19 protein-coding genes are annotated in these 19,727 nt (G+C 65.0%); 8 read left to right on the forward strand and 11 right to left on the reverse strand.

The window, feature by feature from the left end; all coding sequences use genetic code 11:
- The first annotated feature begins 43 nt into the window (after positions 1-43).
- Positions 44-1,666 carry a GTPBP1 family GTP-binding protein gene (locus NKG96_RS12800; RefSeq protein WP_254535348.1) on the forward strand — a complete coding sequence of 541 codons (1,623 nt, stop codon included), beginning with the start codon at positions 44-46 and terminating at the stop codon, positions 1,664-1,666.
- 126 nt (positions 1,667-1,792) lie between these two features.
- Positions 1,793-2,029, forward strand: a complete 237-nt coding sequence (locus tag NKG96_RS12805) for a hypothetical protein (protein WP_254535350.1) — start codon at positions 1,793-1,795, stop codon at positions 2,027-2,029.
- Positions 2,030-2,053: 24 nt separating this feature from the next.
- Here NKG96_RS12805 and NKG96_RS12810 read toward each other — a convergent pair whose 3' ends face one another.
- From NKG96_RS12810 to NKG96_RS12825, 4 genes are all read right to left on the reverse strand, one after another.
- A complete protein-coding gene (locus NKG96_RS12810; protein WP_254535351.1) occupies positions 2,054-2,722 on the reverse strand; it encodes an HAD family hydrolase in 669 nt (222 codons plus the stop codon).
- Positions 2,715-3,218, reverse strand: coding sequence for a double winged helix-containing putative transcriptional regulator (locus tag NKG96_RS12815; protein WP_254535353.1), 504 nt, complete (start codon positions 3,216-3,218; stop codon positions 2,715-2,717). The genes NKG96_RS12810 and NKG96_RS12815 overlap by 8 nt, the downstream gene beginning before the upstream one ends.
- A gap of 10 nt (positions 3,219-3,228) precedes the next feature.
- Complete coding sequence (mch, locus tag NKG96_RS12820; protein ID WP_254535354.1) at positions 3,229-4,164, reverse strand: methenyltetrahydromethanopterin cyclohydrolase; 936 nt, start codon at positions 4,162-4,164, stop codon at positions 3,229-3,231.
- 371 nt (positions 4,165-4,535) lie between these two features.
- Positions 4,536-5,012 (reverse strand): acyltransferase, encoded by a 477-nt coding sequence (locus NKG96_RS12825; RefSeq protein ID WP_254535355.1) that lies wholly within the window; start codon positions 5,010-5,012, stop codon positions 4,536-4,538.
- A gap of 171 nt (positions 5,013-5,183) precedes the next feature.
- Here NKG96_RS12825 and NKG96_RS12830 point away from each other — a divergent pair, with 171 nt between their 5' ends.
- On the forward strand, positions 5,184-6,206 hold the full coding sequence (locus tag NKG96_RS12830; protein ID WP_254535356.1) for a tyrosine-type recombinase/integrase: 1,023 nt from the start codon (positions 5,184-5,186) through the stop codon (positions 6,204-6,206).
- Between the two features lie 730 nt (positions 6,207-6,936).
- Here the strand turns inward: NKG96_RS12830 and NKG96_RS12835 are convergent.
- Positions 6,937-7,524 (reverse strand): hypothetical protein, encoded by a 588-nt coding sequence (locus tag NKG96_RS12835; RefSeq protein ID WP_254535358.1) that lies wholly within the window; start codon positions 7,522-7,524, stop codon positions 6,937-6,939.
- A gap of 2,067 nt (positions 7,525-9,591) precedes the next feature.
- Between NKG96_RS12835 and NKG96_RS12840 the strand changes: the two genes are divergently transcribed.
- Complete coding sequence (locus NKG96_RS12840) at positions 9,592-10,500, forward strand: HFX_2341 family transcriptional regulator (RefSeq protein WP_254535359.1); 909 nt, start codon at positions 9,592-9,594, stop codon at positions 10,498-10,500.
- Positions 10,501-10,527: 27 nt separating this feature from the next.
- Here NKG96_RS12840 and NKG96_RS12845 read toward each other — a convergent pair whose 3' ends face one another.
- A complete protein-coding gene (locus NKG96_RS12845) occupies positions 10,528-11,286 on the reverse strand; it encodes a DUF1405 domain-containing protein (RefSeq protein WP_254535362.1) in 759 nt (252 codons plus the stop codon).
- Positions 11,287-11,403: 117 nt separating this feature from the next.
- Here NKG96_RS12845 and pdxS point away from each other — a divergent pair, with 117 nt between their 5' ends.
- Together pdxS and NKG96_RS12855 are read left to right on the forward strand one after the other, a co-directional pair.
- Complete coding sequence (gene pdxS, locus NKG96_RS12850; protein WP_254535363.1) at positions 11,404-12,312, forward strand: pyridoxal 5'-phosphate synthase lyase subunit PdxS; 909 nt, start codon at positions 11,404-11,406, stop codon at positions 12,310-12,312.
- Positions 12,313-12,418: 106 nt separating this feature from the next.
- Positions 12,419-13,018 carry a hypothetical protein gene (locus NKG96_RS12855; RefSeq protein ID WP_254535364.1) on the forward strand — a complete coding sequence of 200 codons (600 nt, stop codon included), beginning with the start codon at positions 12,419-12,421 and terminating at the stop codon, positions 13,016-13,018.
- On the opposite strand, the gene NKG96_RS12860 is transcribed toward NKG96_RS12855, so the two are convergent.
- The 4 genes from NKG96_RS12860 to NKG96_RS12875 form a co-directional block, all read right to left on the reverse strand.
- Positions 13,005-14,168 (reverse strand): Gfo/Idh/MocA family protein, encoded by a 1,164-nt coding sequence (locus NKG96_RS12860; protein ID WP_254535365.1) that lies wholly within the window; start codon positions 14,166-14,168, stop codon positions 13,005-13,007. The genes NKG96_RS12855 and NKG96_RS12860 overlap by 14 nt on opposite strands.
- Before the next feature lie 41 nt (positions 14,169-14,209).
- Complete coding sequence (locus tag NKG96_RS12865) at positions 14,210-15,334, reverse strand: glycosyltransferase family 4 protein (RefSeq protein WP_254535366.1); 1,125 nt, start codon at positions 15,332-15,334, stop codon at positions 14,210-14,212.
- A 266-nt stretch (positions 15,335-15,600) separates the two neighbouring features.
- Positions 15,601-15,852 (reverse strand): hypothetical protein, encoded by a 252-nt coding sequence (locus tag NKG96_RS12870; RefSeq protein WP_254535367.1) that lies wholly within the window; start codon positions 15,850-15,852, stop codon positions 15,601-15,603.
- Positions 15,853-16,340: 488 nt separating this feature from the next.
- Positions 16,341-16,763 (reverse strand): SCP2 sterol-binding domain-containing protein, encoded by a 423-nt coding sequence (locus NKG96_RS12875; protein ID WP_254535369.1) that lies wholly within the window; start codon positions 16,761-16,763, stop codon positions 16,341-16,343.
- Between the two features lie 107 nt (positions 16,764-16,870).
- Between NKG96_RS12875 and NKG96_RS12880 the strand changes: the two genes are divergently transcribed.
- Positions 16,871-17,350 carry a hypothetical protein gene (locus tag NKG96_RS12880; RefSeq protein WP_254535371.1) on the forward strand — a complete coding sequence of 160 codons (480 nt, stop codon included), beginning with the start codon at positions 16,871-16,873 and terminating at the stop codon, positions 17,348-17,350.
- 42 nt (positions 17,351-17,392) lie between these two features.
- Here the strand turns inward: NKG96_RS12880 and NKG96_RS12885 are convergent, their stop codons facing one another.
- Complete coding sequence (locus NKG96_RS12885) at positions 17,393-18,274, reverse strand: homoserine kinase (protein WP_254535373.1); 882 nt, start codon at positions 18,272-18,274, stop codon at positions 17,393-17,395.
- A gap of 114 nt (positions 18,275-18,388) precedes the next feature.
- Between NKG96_RS12885 and NKG96_RS12890 the strand changes: the two genes are divergently transcribed.
- Complete coding sequence (locus tag NKG96_RS12890; protein WP_254535374.1) at positions 18,389-19,726, forward strand: NAD(P)/FAD-dependent oxidoreductase; 1,338 nt, start codon at positions 18,389-18,391, stop codon at positions 19,724-19,726.
- Position 19,727 lies beyond the last annotated feature (1 nt).

Here is a 19,727-nt window from a genome sequence, read left to right on the forward strand (position 1 = left end):
CGGTCGGGAATCCTTTTACGGGGTGGCCTGCTACCGAGTCCCAATGAGCCCTGACCGGGCCGTGTTGGAGCGCGCGCTCGAACGCGGCGAGCAGGAGGGTGGCAGCGTGGAGTTCAAGGAACGACTCACGCGCGACCTCCACCTCGCGGACGGTCGTCTCGAGAGCCTCGCGGCGCAACTGCGCCACCGCGTCCTCTCGGGCGACGGGGAGGCGACCTACGTCGTGGGCGTCACCGACGACGGCGGCCTCGCCGGTATCCCCCCCGCGGAGTTCTCCGAGTCCATGGACGTGCTCTCTCTGCTCGCAGAGGAGGCCGGCGCGCACATCGAGGACGTCCAGACGTGGGGCGTCCCCGGTCGTGACGGCGGGGCGGACCGGGGTATCGTCGGCGTCGCTACGGTCCGCGAGGGGGCGATGCTCGACGTGGACGACCAGCACATCGTCGTCGGCACGGCGGGCCACGTCGACCACGGCAAGTCCACGCTCGTCGGGTCGCTCGTCACCGGCCAACCAGACGACGGCGAAGGGGGCACTCGCGGCTTCCTCGACGTGCAACCCCACGAGGTCGAACGCGGCCTCTCGGCGGACCTCTCCTACGGGGTGTACGGCTTCGACGAGGACGGCCCGGTCCACACGCTCAACCCCCACCGGAAGCAGGACCGCGCACGGGTCGTCGAGGAGGCCGACCGCCTCGTCTCGTTCGTCGACACCGTGGGCCACGAACCGTGGCTCCGCACCACCATCAGAGGGCTGGTCGGCCAGAAACTCGACTACGGACTCCTCGTGGTCGCGGCCGACGACGGCCCGACGAAGACCACTCGCGAGCACCTCGGCATCCTGCTCGCGACGGACCTCCCCACCATCGTCGCCATCACGAAGGCGGACATGGTCGAGGAAGAGCGCCTGCTGGAAGTCGAGCGGGAGGTCGAGCGCCTCCTCAGGAACGCCGACCGCACCCCCCTCAGAATCGAGCGCCACGGCGTCGATACGGCCATCGAGGAGATATCGGAACAGGTCGTCCCCATCGTGACGACCAGCGCCGTGACGATGGAGGGCCTCGACGTCCTCGACCAGTTGTTCGAGCGTCTGCCGAAGACCGCGGACGGCGCGGGGGCGTTCTCGATGTACATCGACCGCACCTACTCCGTGACGGGAGTGGGCGCGGTGGCTTCGGGAACGATTCGGTCGGGCACCGTCGCCGCGGGCGACGAACTGCTCGTCGGGCCGATGGCGGACGGCGGGTTCCGCGAGGTGGAGGTGCGGAGCATCGAGATGCACTACCACCGGGTCGACGAGGCCCGCGCGGGCCGCATCGTCGGCATCGCCCTGAAGGGGGTCCGCGAGGCCGACCTCCAGCGCGGGATGGTCCTGCTTCCGCGGGACGCCGACCCGAGCGCTGTCTGGGAGTTCGAGGCCGAGGTGATGGTGCTCAACCACCCGACGCGCATCGGCGAGGGGTACGAACCCGTCGTCCACGTCGAGACGGTGAGCGAGGCGGCGGCCGTCTACCCCGAGGAGGGCCACCTCCTGCCCGGCGACACGGGCCGTGCCCGGGTTCGCTTCAAGTTCCGCCCGTACCACGTCGAGGCGGGCCAGCGCTTCGTCTTCCGCGAGGGACAGTCGAAGGGCGTGGGCACCATCACGAAGGTCCTGCCGGGCGACTAGTCGTCGGGGCGGACGGTTATTCGACGGGGAATACTCGACCCCCCTCGACGCTCGGCTTTGTGGGGAGCTACCGTTGCACAAAATCGCAACACGACGGTTTAATACGTCGAACTCCTAAGGGGGACCATGGTACTGTCGAACGTCTCGGAACAGGTCATGGACCTGAACAGGAACCTCTCGGACAAGACGAAGGTCGGCGGCGGGAGCCTCCTGTTGCTCCTCGGCACCGTCCTCATCGCCGTCCTCGCGTTCGTCTTGATGGCCACGGCCGCACAGGTCGTCGTCGGCCTCCTCGGGACGCTCCTCATCGTCGTCGGGACGCTGTCCGTCGGCACCTCCGGCATCAACGGCCGGGCGGTCTGAGACCGGACGCCCGAGACACGCCGTTCAGGACCAGCACGCTGGTATCGCGTCGAGCAAGTCGACGCGGTCGGTCGGCGTCGGTCCCCCCTCGAACGGGTCGCCCACGAGCACCGAGCGGACGCCGGCGCGGTTCGCGCCCGTGACGTCCGCCGCGCTGTCGCCCACGTGGGCCGCCTCGCCCGCGGCCACGGAGAGCGCCGACAGCGCCCGTTCGAACGGTTCGACGGCCGGTTTGGCCGGTATCTCCCCGCCCGCACAGACGACCACCTCGAAGGCGTCCGACAGTCCGACCCCCTCGATTTTCGCCCGCTGTGCGTCCGTCGGCCCGTTCGTCACCACGCCGAGTCGGTACGCTCCCTCCAACCGTTCGACCACCTCGCGCGCGCCCGGGAGTGCGACCACGTCCCGGTGGTCGCGTTCGGCGGCGAACGCGCGCGCCACCGCCGCACCCGTCTCCGAGTCGTAGCCGCGTTCGGCCGCGAGCGCCCGGAAACACCGCTCGCGCAGGTCGGCCATCCCGTTGGCCCGTTCGGCGAACTCGTCGAAGCGCTCGTAGTACGCCTCGACGGGGAACAGGGGGTCGACCCCGACCCGGTCGAAGGCGACGGCGAGGACCTCGCCGGGGCTCCGGCAGTAGGTACAGAGCGTGCCGTCGAGGTCGAACGTGACCGCGCGGACGGGTGAGTCAGACATCCTCGACCGGTCGGTAGTGTGCCTCCTCGTCCCCGCCGACGCGTTCGGCGAGGCCGAAGGTGACCGCCCACTCCAGCACTCGTTCGACCCGTTCGCGCCACACGTCCGTCCAGTCGGTGCGCCGCGAGCGCTCCCACTGTGGGACCTCCTCGACGACGCGGTCGAACACCGCCTCGGCGTCGAGGGGGTCGTCCGCGCCGTCGAGGACGGTGAGGACCGCCTCGACGGGGTGGACGCGTTCGCGGAACGCGCGCGCGAGGTCCACGTCCTCGGGGGCCTCGCCGGTCTGGTAGTACTGGCCGTCGGTCTCCGCGACGAGGCCGAGCGCCTGCATGAACGTTATCCACTCGCGGGCGGCGTCCCGGGAGGCGAGGTCCGTGTCCGCCACGAGGCGGGCACAGCAGTCGTCCTCGCTGCCGGGGACGAGCGGCATCGCCAGTCGTGCCCGTCCGAGGAACGACAGCGGGCGCGGTTCGGGGACGACCTTGAACCTCATCGCTCCCCCACTACCGCAGGCCGAAGGAGTCGGCCAACATCTCCTCGTCTACCGCCCCGAGGGTGTAGGTGTCCCCGCCGGCCACGTCGATAGTGACCTGCGCGGGGGCGAAGACGCTCTCGGGCACGTCGTAGAAGTCCCAGTCGGCCTGCTCGAACAGGTCGGCGAACGGCGTGCCGTACTCGTCGCGTGCGGTCGAGGGCACCTCGTCGAAGCGGTCGAACTCGCTGTCGACGACGAGGTGGACCTCCCCGCCGTAGGCGAGGGCGTCGTTCGTCCGGGCCATCGCGCCCTCCTCGCTGGCGGCGACGGGCGCGACGGGCGCGGCGGCGCTCACCGAGAGGACGTCGAGGGGGTCGTAGCCCAGTTCCGAGAGGCGGAAGGCGGCGAGTTCGCCCGCGCGAGCGGCCGTCGCCACGCTCCCCGTGATGCTCGCCGTCGAGTAGGTGGGCAGGAAGACGCTCCCCACGTCGACGCCCGCGTAGTCGGCGACGTGTTCGGCCGTCGCCTCGGTGGGCAGTTCGTCCGACTCTAAGGCGAGGACGGCGAAGTCGAACTCGTCGGCGTAGCCGATGCGGGCGAACTCCTCCTCCTCGGCGACGAGGGCGCGCGCCGGACCGCTCCCCAGTGCCTCGTAGCCGTCGACCGACACCTCCCAGCCGGCCTTCTGGGCGCACAAAAGCGAGAGCGCGGGGTGGTCGGTCGTCACGTTCACGTAGGTCCGCGGGGTGCCCGCGAGTCGGCGGACCGAACTGGCGACGCTCGTCAGGCCCGCCGACTGGATCTCGGCGAGCAACATGCCCGCCTCGACTCCCCCCATCGCGTCGACGCCGAAGTCGATCACCGTCGCGCCGTTGTCGAGTTCGAACGCGTCGATGGCGAGTTCGTCGAGGAAGTCGAGCGCCTCGTCGACGAGTTCCAACGACATCCGATTGAGACTCTCCATGCGCGTGTCTGGGACGGTTTCGGCTAAAGGGTTTGTCAGTCGGGAGCCGCAGATTTCGGTGTTGCACGAGTAAGCCCGGTATGGAACACCCACCCTCGACGGGACGACTCGCGCGGCTCGCTGCGCGCTTCACTCGCTCCCGCACGTCACTCGCTCCAGTGCTTGCCGAGCCGTGCATCGTCCTCCCGTCACGCCCCTTCACTCCGCCAGGTTCCGCACCGCGCCTACCCGACTCCGTCGGCCGCGCACGAGGCGCGGCCAGCCGTCAGCACGGGGGTCGGGACTCGGTCACCTTCGGAGGGAGCGGGGGAAGTGGAGTAGACGCTCTCGTCGCGTATCGCGAGTCGATAGGATGGCCCCCTACACTGGCACTACAGCCAGGCGTCCAAATCCACGACCCGCTGGTTCGGCGGCGACCCGACGACCACCTTCCCCGGACCGACGTCCTCGGTCACCACCGCACCCGCCGCCACGACGCTGTCGGCCCCGAGTTCGACGCCCGGCGCGACGACCGACCCCGCCCCGACGAACGCCCCCTCGCGGAGGACGACTCGCTCGAAGACGTCGTTGCCGTGTGCCATCCCGTCCTCGTCGAGGGGATGGGTGACCCCGACGACGCTACAGTTCGGGCCGATTTGCACCTCGTCGCCGATTTTGGCGTTCTCGACGTACGTCCCCGCGTTGACGACCACGCGGTCGCCGAGGGTGCTCTTCTTCAGGGAGGTCCGTTCGTAGATGCCACAGCCGTCGCCGACCGTCGAGTCGTGGACGGTGACGAACTCGCGGACCTCCGACTCCCCGATCTCCGAGTCCACGATTCGCGCCGAGTCGTCTACCTGGTCGTTCATAAGGGGCACACCCGGCGTCCCGGGTCAAGCGTATCGGTCGTCCGGGGTCTGGCACTTTTTATTACTACCACGACGCCATGTCACGTATGCAGACGCACATCGTCCCGGTCGGGTTCGACTACGACCGGCTCATCGCCCCGCTGCGCTCCGCGCGGGTTTCGGAGTCTGCTAATGGCAAACACCGACGCAACCCTCGAACCAATCGCGCCCGACACGGCAGTTGAGCTTTACCTGACCGACCGGCAAGCCGAACTTGCTGCGGAAACCCTCTCGTCCTACGAATACAAGCTGAGTCACTTCACCGAGTGGTGCGAGCGGGAAGACGTCGGCAACCTCAACGACCTAACCGGGAGGAAGCTGCTACAGTTCAAGCAGGACCGAGCAACCCACCTCGCACCCGTCTCTCTCAAGGGACAGATGGACACGCTACGGTCGTTCATCCGTTTCTGTGAATCCATCGACGCGGTGGTAACCGACCTGCACAACAAGGTACTCTCCCCATCGCTGAGCCAAGGGGACCGGGAACGTGACGTGCTGGTAGCCAAGGAGCAAGCAGAAGACGTCCTGACGCATCTCGGACGATTCCAGCACGCTTCCATGCACCACGCACTACTAACCGTCCTATGGCGATGTGGGGCACGCTCAGGGACAGTGCGGGCGTTCGACGTGCAGGACTACGACCCGGAAAACGCATGGCTACGTGCTGTCCACCGAGAAGGCACGCCCCTCAAGAACAAAGAGAAGGGAGAGCGATTGATTGCGCTCAGTCCGGACACCTGCCAAGTGCTGAACGACTACGTAGACCACACGCGCAAGCAAGTTGCCGACGACCATGGTCGGCAACCGCTGTTCACCACGCAGTTCGGACGGGTGTCCAAGTCCACGATTCGAGAAACCTGCTACAAGTGGACTCACCCGTGTCAGTTCAACGGTGGCGAGTGTCCGCATGGTCGGGACATGGACAGTTGCCAAGCTCTCACCCCACCTGAGAAGGCCCCGTCCGTGTGTCCATCGTCACGTAGCCCACACGCATGGCGACGAGGAGCTATCACCCACCATCTGACCGAGGATGTGCCGGTGGAAGTGGTCAGTGACCGCATGAACGTGAGTCCCGATGTGCTGGAAGCGCACTACGATAGACGGTCAGAGGAGGTGAAGGTGGAGCAAAGGCGGGGGTATTTGGACGGGCTGTAGCACACTAACCTGAGCAAGACGGGCAGGGCTCATACATTCTTTTGACGACGAGTTTGCCAGCTCTGTATCTCTTTTACAAGCGGTGCGCTTCTAATCGTGACACGACATGTTTTCCCACGTAGAAAGACAGTACAAGTGAAAGAGAGAATATAATGCCATATGCGAAGAACATTGCAATTCCTATTCCAGAGACAGTTGCTAAACTAATGATTCCCAACAGTCCGAGGCCAATAGTGCCCAAAACCAGACTAACTGTGAACGACCCGTAGAGAATGTACTGGATATAGAGCATCCACGGTCGTTTTGAGGACGTGTACTCGCGTTCCATATCCACCTTCGACATTTTAGAGTAATCAGAATCGGAGTCAGACAATAGCACCACCTCGAACCGGGTGGATTGTGTCTATGGCAAGTCTGTTTACGTTCATAACTCGGATTCATTGGTATCTGTGATAACATTAATTCATGAGAACGTACTCTTTGACAGTACATTCAAACGTCTAATATAGCAGTATATCAAACATTTCGGCATTACCGATACCTCCGCTTATACTCTCCCACAGTCTTGCTCACCCGACTGCGTGAGCTTTCACTATACCGCCACCGCTTAGCAGCCACCCACTCTGCTCGCATTCCTGTCTTGGCCCCTACTGGTCAAAGCCACCAGCGTAGACCAGCCCTGCTGCCTGAACGTCAGTTCTGTGTGCTAACAACGTTATACGAGAAGTGCTTATAGCCAAATTACGACAGTCATTGATACCACGGTCCAGAGAAGGGTAGCCGCAACTACGATTGCATTACCTTTGTCCCGCGTTCGTGACTGGACCCACCGCCGTAGTTCTGTGAGTTTCAGGGTTTGGGCCGGGTCAAACGGGTGGAATGTGATTATATCGTGTTCTCGCTCTACGCTGTCTTTGTACTCAGCGAACACAATAGCATTAGGGCCAACCATTGCCCCAAGTTCCATATTTAGTTGATTCTCTATCGACTTGGGATGTCCAACTGCTACCTTGATACGCTGAACCTCGCCTGAGAGTGGATAATACGAGTCAACCGCTTCTACTAACTCCTTGAATCCGTCCTCTCCCGTCTCGATTACGCCTACCCGTACCGACCCGGATTTGAATACGATTTCTTCCAGCGTGTCTATTCCATCTGTCGCTTGACGCCTATACCGTGAGAACCGGGGATACAATGGTGCAACAAGTCCAATTACGGCAGTGAGTCCGATTTGAAGCCCTCTCAGAATTGCCTCCCAACAGAGCCATGAAATACACTGAGAGACTACAGTACTGTTATGCGCTATGAGGAAACTCATTGTACGAGTCACAGTCAGGACACTGAATAGTAGCAAGTATGTGAAAATTTGGAAATACTTCAGCTAAGCCGTTGTCACAGTTGTAACATGTATACTCAATATTTGATGGGTCTGTTGAGAATACCGGAGTTTCATCGGGTATGAATAGCGGCTGCTCACCAGAGTCACTTCTTGACATGGCTTCCTGTTCGCTTATCGAGTCCATGCTAAGTTGGCGCATGGTATGTACTATAAACTAAGATACATGTATTAAGTTGTTTGGTAAGACGCCTCGCCGTGTGCTATAGACGTGACTGGACGGACGACATCCCCACCCACCTACACGTTCGTGCCCGTGCCTCCGGCGCTACGCGGGCTTTCGCTTTCCGCTAAGCAGCAAGTGACGCATACATCTGTTCGTGACGGGCAGGCAGACACTTGGTACACTCTGCCGCACCAGTGACGCACACAATTTGTCAGCCTGCTTGCATGGTAAGCCGTGGCGCGTGTCGATGCTGCCTACCATGAACAACTTGCCAACATATGAATTTTTGTGAATCATGATTTCATGAACGAATCTGTGCCAATCGTTGGGGAAATTGAACTGTCCATGGGAATGGCACCCATGTATAGAAATTTACAAACAACATCTTTTCGTGCAGCCTGTGTGAATTAACAAATTTTTCCAGACGACTCCAGCAGCGGCTACAGCACCGCACCGCACAGCACCGTACAGCACAGCAACCACGCACGCGACCGCAACAGCACAACACCGCACAGCACCGCAACACACCGCACAGCACCGCACAACACCGCAACAGCACCGCACCGCACGAGACGCAGGTACCCGGTGCCCGTCTTACTTAGAATCTTACGTAAACCGTCTAAAGAAACGTCTACGTAGACTTCTGATGGAATATAGGTTACGTAAACCGTCTAAAGAAACGTCTACGTAGACTTCTGATGGAATGTAGGGAATCGTCACGACCATGGCGTTAGTTCTACAACCAACATGGGCAGAACTGAGGCATTCCTGAAATCGCTGAGGATTCCTCAGTTTAGCCGCTATTGTATTTCTTACTTAGGTTAGTACCAAACATCATATTTTGACTACTAATTGCTCAAAACGGCTCTCAAGGAATCACTGAACCAGTAGTTGCCAGCGATACGGAAATTTTACCTTCAAATAAAATTTTCTCGACATGGGTTACAATCCACCATTACACTTTTGGTCTGTACCCTGCCCGTCTATAATAACACACAACAAGAGATGCGCTCAAGCGACTTCGCCACCGTCACCACAATAGTACGTCGCTCACTCCTTTCTCACATTCCAGCTACCGTACTGCCACCGCAGATTTGAGCAGCAGTTATCTACCCCCCAACTTCTCGTCAACATTCTCAAAATCATGAGCGTGTTACTGGTAGCTGAAACTGGAAATTTTGTCTCGGAGTCACCTACTACAGAGCACGCACGCATCCGCTTCGTGTCAAAAGGGGGTGGGGAGGCTTTATCATCATCTGAGTACATCAATGCTCAGTTACGTACGTTCCAATAGCCAGCCTCCCTCATACAGGGGTTCGCTGGGGGTGGACATGTGGCCATTGTTGTATGAGTCGATGACTAGTAGAGGTTCATAAATGCCAAGGTAAGAGATGGTGTGCTAGAGGAATACATAAATATAGTCTGTAGGACTAATGGCCGGTGTCGGATTTTCGAGGGCCAATTAATAGTTCCGCGCGCAGGGAAGGCCAAGGGTCAATCCCCGGCCCCACTGTCATCGTAGGCCGGTGGCCCGACCATGTGCTGAAGAGTGTGACCGGGGGTGCCCGTCTTGTTCAAATGGGTTATCAAACGAGCTAACCAACTGGTACGCCCGCCAGTTGCTCACCACGTTTGACAAGCTTGTCGCGGTGCGATAACGGTCAAATGGTGTGGGGGCAGGTCGTCTCAGCCAAAAAACTAAGCTACCAGCCTACATCGATTCCTCAGAAGCCCGCGACGGCGCGGGGGCAAACATCGGTAATGTGTGGTTGAGTGGTCCGGCGTCTGGTACTTTTTATAAGTACCAGACCGCCATGTCACGTATGCAGACGCACATCGTCCCGGTCGGGTTCGACTACGACCGGCTCATCGCCCCGCTCGTCCGGGACCAACTCGACGTGGACCGCGTCATCCTGTTGGAGGGCGCGGTGGGCAGCGAGGCCAACGTCGAGTACTCGCGGAACCTCGCGACGAAACTGGAGAAGGACTTCCGGAACCTCCTCGGTGCCGAGACGGAGCGGTTCGTCATCGAGGACGTCTACGACTACGACACGGCCTTCGAGCAGGCGTACGACCTCGTCAACGCCGAACTGGACCGCGAGGGGCGCGAGGAGGGGGAAGTGTGGGTGAACGTCTCCTCGATGCCCCGCACCGTCTCCTTCGCGTTCGCTACTGCCGCCCACTCCATCATGGTCGAGCGACAGAGCGACCGGGACCGCCTGCACACCTACTACACCGTCCCCGAGAAGTACCTCGAGACGGAACTCGCCGAGGAGTTGCGGGAGGGACTGGACCTGCTGGCGGAGGTGCGCGATTCGAGCGTCGACTCGGAGCGCGTCGACGAGTGGCTGGAGGGCGCACGTGACCTGCTCTCGGAGTTCGACGAGCGCGGGACGACCATCGGCGCGAAGGAGATAGCGGGGGGTCACGTCGTCGAACTCCCCGTCGCCTCCTTCTCGAACGTCAAGCCCTTCGAGGAACTCATCCTGTTCACCCTCGGGGAGCACGGCGTCTTCGAGTCCGTCTCCGAGTTGGCCCAGACGCTCGCCCGCGATCTGGGCGAGGAGTACACCGACTCCTTCCGGTCGAAGGTTATCTACAACGTCGACCGACTGGGCCCGGGCGGGAAGGGGTACATCGAACAGGAAGAGCATGGAAAGTCCTACCGGACGCGCCTGTCGCGAATCGGAAGCCTGTGGGTGCGCTCGCACGCGGACGGCGACGAGCGCTGAGTCCCCCGCATCCCCGCACCACCTTCGCTACTGGCCCGTCGACCGGTTCTCCAGTTTCTTCACGCGCGTCGCGAGGGCGAGGAACGTCGCCAGCAGGGTGAGGACCACGGCACCGGCGGCGGCAAGTTCGTGGGCCGGGAGGGTGTGGTCGAAGCCCGACCCGGTCCACTCGGTGGGGATACCGGTGTGGTGGAGACCGGCGACGGGGACGAAGTAGTCCACGAGGTCGTTCAGCCCGTACCAGAACAGGGCGACGGCGACGGCCCAGACGGGGAAGTCGCTGTAGCGATGGATCAGGAAGGCCTCGACGATCATCGCGAGGTGGCTCGTAAAGAGGAAGGCGTAGAGCCACAGTTCGGTGGTGGCGAGGAAGTCGGCGCTGAAGACGGTGAGGACGTACGGCGTCCACGCGCCGAGCTTGATACAACCATAGAAGGCGAGTGCGTCCAACCACGGGGCGTCCCAGCCGAGTCGCCAGCCCAGCAACGAGAGACCGATGAACAGCGTGGCGACGGGGCTGTCGGGGACGAACGGCCACATGTAGGTGGGGGTGCGGGCGAACTGCCCGGCGACGACGGGGTCTGAGAACGGGTGGATGCCGTAGTACCAGAAACCGAACGCGGTGCCGACGATGTTGACGCCCGCGATGAGGTACGCGAGGCGGAGGCCGAAGTCCTCCAGCGCGTCCGGGAGGGGGGCGACGTACCACGGGAGGGACTCGCGCGGGGGGAGCGGCCCGTCGAGCAGGGCGGCGAGGCGGCCCCCCGGCGCGCCGTCTGATGCCATGAGGGAGCGTCGGAAGACGGCGGCAAAACCCTGCTGGTCGGAGCGGAGGGTTCCGGTCGCGAACCGGACGACGACGGAAGGACACGCGTTAAGTGCGTTCCGTCCTGACGAGGGGATATGAGCGACGAGACGGACATCGAGGAACTGAAGCGCGGGACGGACCTCGTCAAGCGAGGCTTCGCGAAGATGCAGAAGGGCGGCGTCATCATGGACGTCGTCACGCGCGAACAGGCCCGCATCGCAGAGGACACGGGCGCAGTGGCGGTCATGTCCCTCGAGGCGGTCCCCGCGGACATCCGCAAGCGCGGCGGCGTCGCCCGGATGGCCGACCCGGCGGCCCTGAGCGAGATCATCGACGAGGTGTCCATCCCCGTGATGGGCAAGTGCCGCATCGGGCACACCACCGAGGCCCAGATTCTGGAGGCGACGGGCGCGGACATGTTAGACGAGAGCGAGGTGCTCACCCCGGCGGACAACGAGTACCACATCGACAAGCGCGAGTTCACCGCCCCGTTCGTCTGTGGCGCGCGCAACCTCCCCGAGGCCCTCCGTCGCATCGACGAGGGCGCGGCGATGATTCGGACGAAGGGCGAGGCCGGCACCGGCGACGTCAACCAGGCGGTCACCCACCAGCGGGCCATCAAGTCGGCCATCCGCGAACTGGTCGGCAAGACCTTCGAGGAGCGCGAGAAGTGGGCGCGCGAACACGAGGCACCCGCGGATCTCGTCCACGAGACGGCCGAGATGGAGCGTCTGCCGGTCGTCAACTTCGCGGCCGGTGGCATCGCGACGCCCGCCGACGCCGCCCTGATGATGCACCACGGCTGTGACGGTATCTTCGTCGGGTCCGGCATCTTCGGCGCGGAGGACCCCGAGGCGATGGGGTCGGCCATCGTCGAGGCGGTCAACAACTGGGACGACCCCGAGCGACTCGCGGAGATCGCGACCGGTATCGGCCGCGGCATGAAGGGTCAGTCGAACACCGGGATGCCCGAGGAGGAGAAACTCCAGGGCCGCGGCGTCTGATCGGACAGTTCGACACCGTTTCGACCGTTTCGCGACCGTTCCGTCTATCTCCCGAGCTTTTCGGTCGGCTAACTAAGGTCGGTGAGTCCGTCCTCGTGACCAGCTCATGCAGAGAGACGACCTCGGATTTCTCGCAGTCGTCCTGCTCGGCGTCGCACTGGTCGTCGTCCCCGGCGGCTACTTCGCGCTCACCGGGCTCGGCGACGTGCTGGCCGGCACCGACGCCCCCGCCGGGCCGCCGGGCAACAACTCCACCGACCTGACCAACGCGACGGAGACGACGTCCGCCGAGACCACCGACGCGACGGAGACGGCCGCGCCGTCGACCACGGAGCGGGCGACGACGGAACCGGACACCGAGACGCCGGAACCCACGCCGGAGCCGACGGCGACGCCCACAGCGACGCCCGAACCGACGGCGACACCGGAGCCGACGCCGGACCCCACGGCGACGGCGACACCCACCGAGACGCCCACGGCGACACCAGAGCCGACTCCCACGCCCACGCCGGAGCCGACGCCGACGGCGACGGCGACGGCGACACCCACCGAGACGGAGACGCCCCGTGACGGGAACATCAGCGGGAGCGACAACAGCGGACGGGGAAACAGCGACGACCCGGCCTCGGAGCGTGAGGACCACGACGACGAAGCGGAGGGAGAGGAAGAAGAGAACGACAGCCTGCTGACGGTCAGTCTTCCGTAGCGACCGTCTCCGCCTCGCCCTCCGAGTCGTCCTCGTCACCGAACAGCGTGTCCAGCGGGTTGTCCTCGATGTCGAGCGGGAGGTCGACGCGCCCGCGGCGGCGCGCGGACTCCCAGGACGCATAGGTCAGCTCGGTCCCGGCGAGGGCGTTGCGCCCCGAGATTTCGGGTTCGCGGTCCTCGCGGAGGGCGGCGACGACCTCCTCGATGGCCCGCTCGTAGAACGACGGGCGGGCCATGGTGCGGTCCGAGACGAACGGCGCCTTCTTCACGACCTTCCGGAGCCCCGCCTGGAACAGCGAGTAGTCGGGCGCGTGGATGGTGTCCTTCGTCGAGACGGTCTTCCACTTGCTCCCGTCGGTGCGGTAGCGCAGGGCGGGGCCGTCCTCGACGCCGAGTTCGATGACGCCGTCCTCGCCGATGAGGCGCATGTAACAGCCGATCATGCCCATGCCGTCGCCGGTGGCGGCGAGACAGTAGACGCCGTTGGTGTACTTGATCTGCGAGAGGCCGTGGTTCTCGTTTCGCGACCCGAACCAGACGTTCTCCTCGCTGGTGTCGACGCCCGCGAGTACCCACTCGGCGTGGGCGTCGTCGGTGTAGTACCGACAGAGGTCGAACTCGTGGACGCCGGCGTCGAAGAGGTTGTCCTCCGCCCACTCGATTCGCACGAGGTCGCCGACGGTGCCGTCGTCGAGCAGGTCCTTCGCCTCGCGGAAGGGCGCGCCGAAGCGGCGCTGGTTGTCGATGGTAAGCTGGACGTCGTTCCGTTCGCAGGCTTCGACCATCCGCTTGCAGTCGGCCCACGTCGTCGCCATGGGTTTCTCGCAGTGGACGGCCTTCGGGATGCCGCTCTCGGCACAGCCGACCGTGATGTCGGCGTGGAACTTCGGGGGCACGCAGATGCTCACGATGTCGGGGCGCGCCTCGCGGAGCATCGCCTCGTAGTCCTCGAAGACGTGCTCCTCGGGGATGTCGAAGCGGTCGGCGAACGCCTCGGCGTTCTCGCGGACGATGTCCGCGCAGGCGACCAGTTCGCAGTCGTCGAGTCGGAGGTAGCCCGGTGCGTGTCGGTACGCCATCGCGTAGCCACTGCGGTCTTTCTTCTCGGGGTCCGCCCCAGTGCCGATGATAGCAACGGTGTATCCCATCGTCCCGACGAGGGAGTGGAACGGGTAAGAATATGCGGTTACTAACGCGGCGCCGTCGGGGTTACCGACTCGTTGCGCTCACAGCCGGCGCGCTGGTAGGTGCGGTCGGTCTTGCGTGCGACGGTCCCCCAGTCGAAGCGGTCGACCTTCTCGCGGTTGTGCCGGCCCATCCCCTCGAGGTCGGCCTCGAGGGCGGCCACGAGCGCCTCTCGGAGGCCGTTCGGGTCCGCGCTGTCGTACGCGAATCCGCCCACGTCGTCGATGAGTTCGCCGACGCAGCCCTCTCGCGGGGCGACGACGGGCCGCCCGAAGGACATCCCCAGCATCGTCGTCCCCGAGGTGAGCACCTCGGAGAAGGGGAAGACGGTCACGTCCGCGGCGTTCATGTACAGCTGGATGTCGTCGTCGGGGACGAACTCCAGCACCGGGTGGACGCGGTCGTCGGCCGCACACAGGTCGCGAATCTCCGCCTCGAGGTCGTCGGTCCACGGGTTGCCGACGACGAGCAGTCGGGCGTCCTCGTCGTCGATGGTCGAGAAGGTCCGGACGAGCTCCGGGACGTTCTTGTACGACCGGATGAGGCCGAAGTAGAGGAAGACGGTCTCGTCGTCGAACTCGAGTTGGTCGCGGGCGGTGGCGCGCGAGACGTCGTTGGTGTAGCTCCCGACGTAGTGCCCGTGCGGGACGACGTCGATGCGCTCCTCGACGGACTGCGGGAGGCGGTAGGAACGGCATACCGCCTCGCGGGCGGCCCGACAGTGGACGATGATGCGGTCACAGAGACGAGAGGCGACGTGCCGGACGGCGCGTTCGGTGCGGGGCGACCGGCCCTCGTGGTCGGTGAGGTTGTGGACCGTCCAGACGACGTTGACGCCGAGCGCCCGGAGGACGGCCATCTCGAGGAGGAGGCGGACTCCGAGCAGGAAGGTCAACACCGAGGAGTCGGTGACGAACGAGCGGTGGAGCCAGTGGACGTGGAACACGTCCGGGCGCCCGTGTGCCACGACGGCACCGAGCAGGGGAAGGGGGTTTCGTTGTCGGCACAGCTGGACGTCGTACCCGCGGTCGGTCAGCCCGTCTCGGAGCTTCTGCTGGTAGGTGTTGCTGTCCGAGTAGTCCGGGTACATCAACACCGTACACGGCTCGTTGGGGGACGTTCGGGACACTCAGTGCATCAATCTGGGTGACGGACAATAACGCTTGTCCAGTCCAGCGGGCCCCGCACCCGCGGTCGGGACGCCTCCGTGGACGTCTCGTCGTGGGAAAATCACGAATTTGAGGCCGTTGGGTCGGGTATAAGGGGAGCCCCGGTCTGTGTGGGAACGTGAACGAGACGCGGAGGCACCTCGACGATGGACTCTGACGACTACGCGTTCGTGGCGGTCGTGCTGGTCGGCGTGTTGCTCGTCGTCGTCCCCGGGGTCTACTTCGCCTACAGCGCGGTCGGCGACCTGCTGGCCGGCCCCGGCGACCCCGGCCCGACCAACGGGACCGACACCGTCGCCGACACCCCGGTGGCGACCGACCCGCCCGCGTCCGACCCGCCCGACACCGATCCGGACGGGACCACCTCCACCCCGACGACGGTAGAGACCGGGTCGCCGCCCGCGACGTCCCCGGACTCGCCGGCGACGGACCCGACAGCGGAGCCTGAACCGACATCTGAACCGACGCCCGAGCCCACATCTGAACCGACGCCCGAGCCAACCCCGGAGCCGACACCCGAACCAACTCCAGAGCCGACGCCCGAGCCAACCCCAGAGCCGACACCTGCCCCAACGCCTGAACCCACCCCGGAGCCGACTCCGACGTCCACGCCGGAGCCGACGCCGACACCAACTCCCACGCCGACGCCAGCGCCGACACCAACACCGACACCGGAGCCCACCCCAACGCCGACCCCGACTCCCACTACGACGCCGACGCCAACTCCGGAGCCGACACCCACCCCAACGCCTGAACCGACCCCGACACCGACTCCGACCGCTACACCTACGCCGACACCGACACCAACGGCCACTGCGACACCAACTGCAACGCCAACGCCGACTCCCACACCGACACCGACTGCAACGCCGACGCCCGAACCTACGGAGACCCCGGACTCAGGGTGATGGCGCGGTCACTCGACGATGAGGTGAATCGGGGAGCGCCGGGCGCGCGGCGGGACGGTCAGTAGGCGTAGTCGCTGTCGACGGTGGCGGCGAGGTCGACCAGTCGCGCCGCGGCGTCGCTGAACCGGAGGACCTTCTGCATGTCACCTCCGAGTTCAAAGACGCCGCTCATCAGGCCGTCGATGGCACCGACCTCGCCGCTGGTCATGCGGACCCAGTCGGTGTAGGTGCCCCGGAGGACGAAGCCGTAGTCGACCGCCTCGGGGTCCTCGACCGCGTGGCAGTCGTGGGCCGCGCCGTCCTCCAGTCCGACGAAGAAGTAGCGGTCCTCGGGCAGTCGGTCGTCGGCCTGCAGATGAAAGAGCATGTCCCCGTCGAAGTCGACGCCCCACCCCGCGGCCCTCTCGCCGTACACCTCGTCGTCGTTGACGGCCTCCTGCCACGCCTGAATCCACTCCTCGCTCGGAAATCGGTGTGCCATACGGTGTCCCGTTCCGATGTGCGTCCCTCGCTTAAGCGTTCGGCCACTCGTGGAACGTTCACCATCGTTTGACAAGGTTAATCCACCTCGCAGTGGAGTGGCAGCACATGACACGACCAGAGCGGCGGGAGGTGGCGGCGGCAGTCGCGGCGGGTGCGGTCGCGGGGTTCGTCTCGGGGGCGCTCATCTACGTCCTCGGGGGGCCGGTGCGTCTGCGGTCGGTGGGCGCGCTCGTCGGGGCCGAGGCGTTGTCGGTCGGCTGGGCGGTCTGGCTGGCGCTCGCGCTCGGTCTGGGTGCGGGGTTCGCGGCCGTCGCCGCCCGGAGCATCAACGACTTCGTGGCGACGGCCATCCAGTTGACGTCGCGCAACGACCACCTGCGGGCCGCCCTGCAACCGATGATGGAACGCTCCGCGCTCGCCACCGTCGGCGTCGGCCTCGGGGCAGCCTACGGACTGCTCGCGGTGTTCGTGTACGTCCTCGCGCTGGCCGTCGGTGGCGGACCGTTCGTCGAGTTCGGCGTGGTCGGCGCGATGACCTACGGGCCGATCCTCGGCGGCGCGTACGGCGTACTCCTGACGGCGTAGTCCGCGAATCGTTCGAGCGTCGTACGTTCTGGAGTCGTACGTTCAGGAGTCGTAGAGCGTCGCGCCCGCGCCGACGCGCGTCTGGTAGGCGTGGGCGTCGACGCCCTCCGCGACGAACGCGTCGACCATCGTCTCGGCGACAGTCCGCCGGGTGCGGTCCCGGCAGACGGCGAGGACGGCGGGACCGGCACCGCTGATGGTGACGCCGGTCGCCCCGGCGTCGAGGGCCGCCTCCCTGACTGCCTCGTAGCCGTCGATGAGGCGAGCGCGGGCGGGCGTCACGAGAGGGTCGTCCATCCCGCTGCCGACGAGGTCCGGGTCCCCGCGACACATCCCCGCGACGAGGGTGGCCGCGTGGCCGACGGTGTCGACGACCTGGTCCATCGTGGCCGTCTCGGGGACGACCTTCCGGGCGTCGCGCGTCGAGACGACGATGTCGGGCAGGCAGGCGACCAGCGAGAGGTCCGAGTCGACCCGCGTGACGCCCTCGGGCGTCGCGATGGTGAACCCGCCGAGGATGGAGGGGGCGACGTTGTCGTCGTGGGCGGTGCCGGAGGCGACGGCCTCCCCTTTCGCCGCGATGGGGACGAGTTCCTCGCGCGTGTACCCGCGGTCGTACAGTTCGTTGAGGGCGACGGCGGCGCCCGCTGCACTCGCGGCGGACGACCCGAGGCCCGAGGCGGGTCTGACGCCCTTGTCGACCTCGATGTGGGCGGGGGCGTCGAGGGCGCGTGCGACCGCACCCACCGTGTTTCGCTCCGGGTCCTCGGGGATGTAGCGTGCGCCGACGCCCGTGACCTCGATGGTCGTCTCCTCGGCGCGTTCGACGCTGACGATATCCGCCGGGCGGTCGAGGGCGACGCCGAAGACGTCGAACCCGCTACCCAGGTTCGCACTCGTCGCCGGCGCCCGGACGGTAACCATTGCCCCCGCTTTCGAGAGAACCCGGAAAAAGCTAGCGACTGGAACTTCAGCGCCGCGCCCCAGCGACCGCCGGAGAGCGGAAGGCACATCCGGGCGGTCGCTGAACGGAAGACGATGATCGGTATCGTCGGCGGCGGCGTCGCGGGACTGGCGGCGGCCTACCGCCTCCAGCGTGCGGGTCACGAGGTGCGAGTGTTCGAGGCCGGAAGCGAGGTGGGCGGCCTCGCGGCCACCTACCCCACGCGCGGCGACCCCATCGAGCAGTTCTACCACCACCTCTCGAAGAACGAACGGACCATCGTCGACCTCGCCGAGGACGTCGGCGTCGGCGACCGGGTGGAGTGGCGCGTCGGCAAGAACGCCTACTACGTCGACGGCGTCGTCCACCCCCTCGACACCCCGTGGCAGATTCTCGCCTACCCACACCTCTCGCTGTACGACAAGTTCCGCCTCGCTATGCTGATGTTCGAAGTCGACGTGCGCGGGGGGCGACCCCGCCTCAACGCCTACGAGGACATCGAGGACTTCGAACACGTTCCCATCAGGGAGTTCCTGCTCTCCCACACCACTCGCGGCGTCTACGAGAACTTCTGGGAACCACTGCTGGACGCGAAGTTCGGCTCCCGGAAAGAGGACGTCAGCGCGGCGTGGCTCCTCGGCCGGGTGAAGTTCCGGGGCGAACGCGACCTGACGAAGGGGGAGATACTGGGCTACTTCGAGGGCGGGTTCGCTACCTTCGTCGACGCCCTCGCGGACGCGGTGGGTCGCGAGAACGTCGTCACAGACGCTCGCGTCACCGACGTCGCCTTCGGGGAGCGCGTCGAGTCGATGACTGTCGAGACGCCCGGGGGGACCGAGCGCCACGACGTGGACGCCTGCGTCGTCGCCGCGATGCCGGACGTCCTCGAGGGTCTGACGGGCTACGACTGCGACATCGACTTTCAGGGGTCGGTCTGTGCCGTCGTCACGATGGACGACTCCTTGACGGACACCTACTGGCTCAACGTGGCCGACGACGCCCCCTTCGGGGCGCTCATCGAGCACACGAACTTCGTGCCGCCCGAGCGATACGGCGGCGACCACCTGCTGTACGTCGCGAGTTACGTCCAGTCGCTGGACGAGGACCTCTGGCAGATGGACGACGAGGCGGTCGAAGAACTGTGGCTGGACGGCATCGCCGACCTCTTTCCCGACTTCGACCGCTCGTCGGTCGAGGAGGTCAGAATCGCCCGCAACCCCCGGACCGCACCGGTGTACGAACGCGGCTACCTCGACATGGTCGTGCCCTACGACCTGAGCGAGGCGGTCGCGGATGGACTGTACTACGCGGGAATGGCCTCGCGGGCGCAGTACCCCGAACGGTCGCTCAACGGCGCCGTCGAGGCGGGGTTCGAAGTCGCGGACGGCATCGTCGACGACCGGCCTCGGCAGTCGGTCGAGGCTGAGGACTGAC

The organism is Halomarina litorea (assembly GCF_024227715.1).
In the GTDB taxonomy this organism is placed as follows: Archaea; Halobacteriota; Halobacteria; order Halobacteriales; family Haloarculaceae; genus Halomarina; species Halomarina litorea.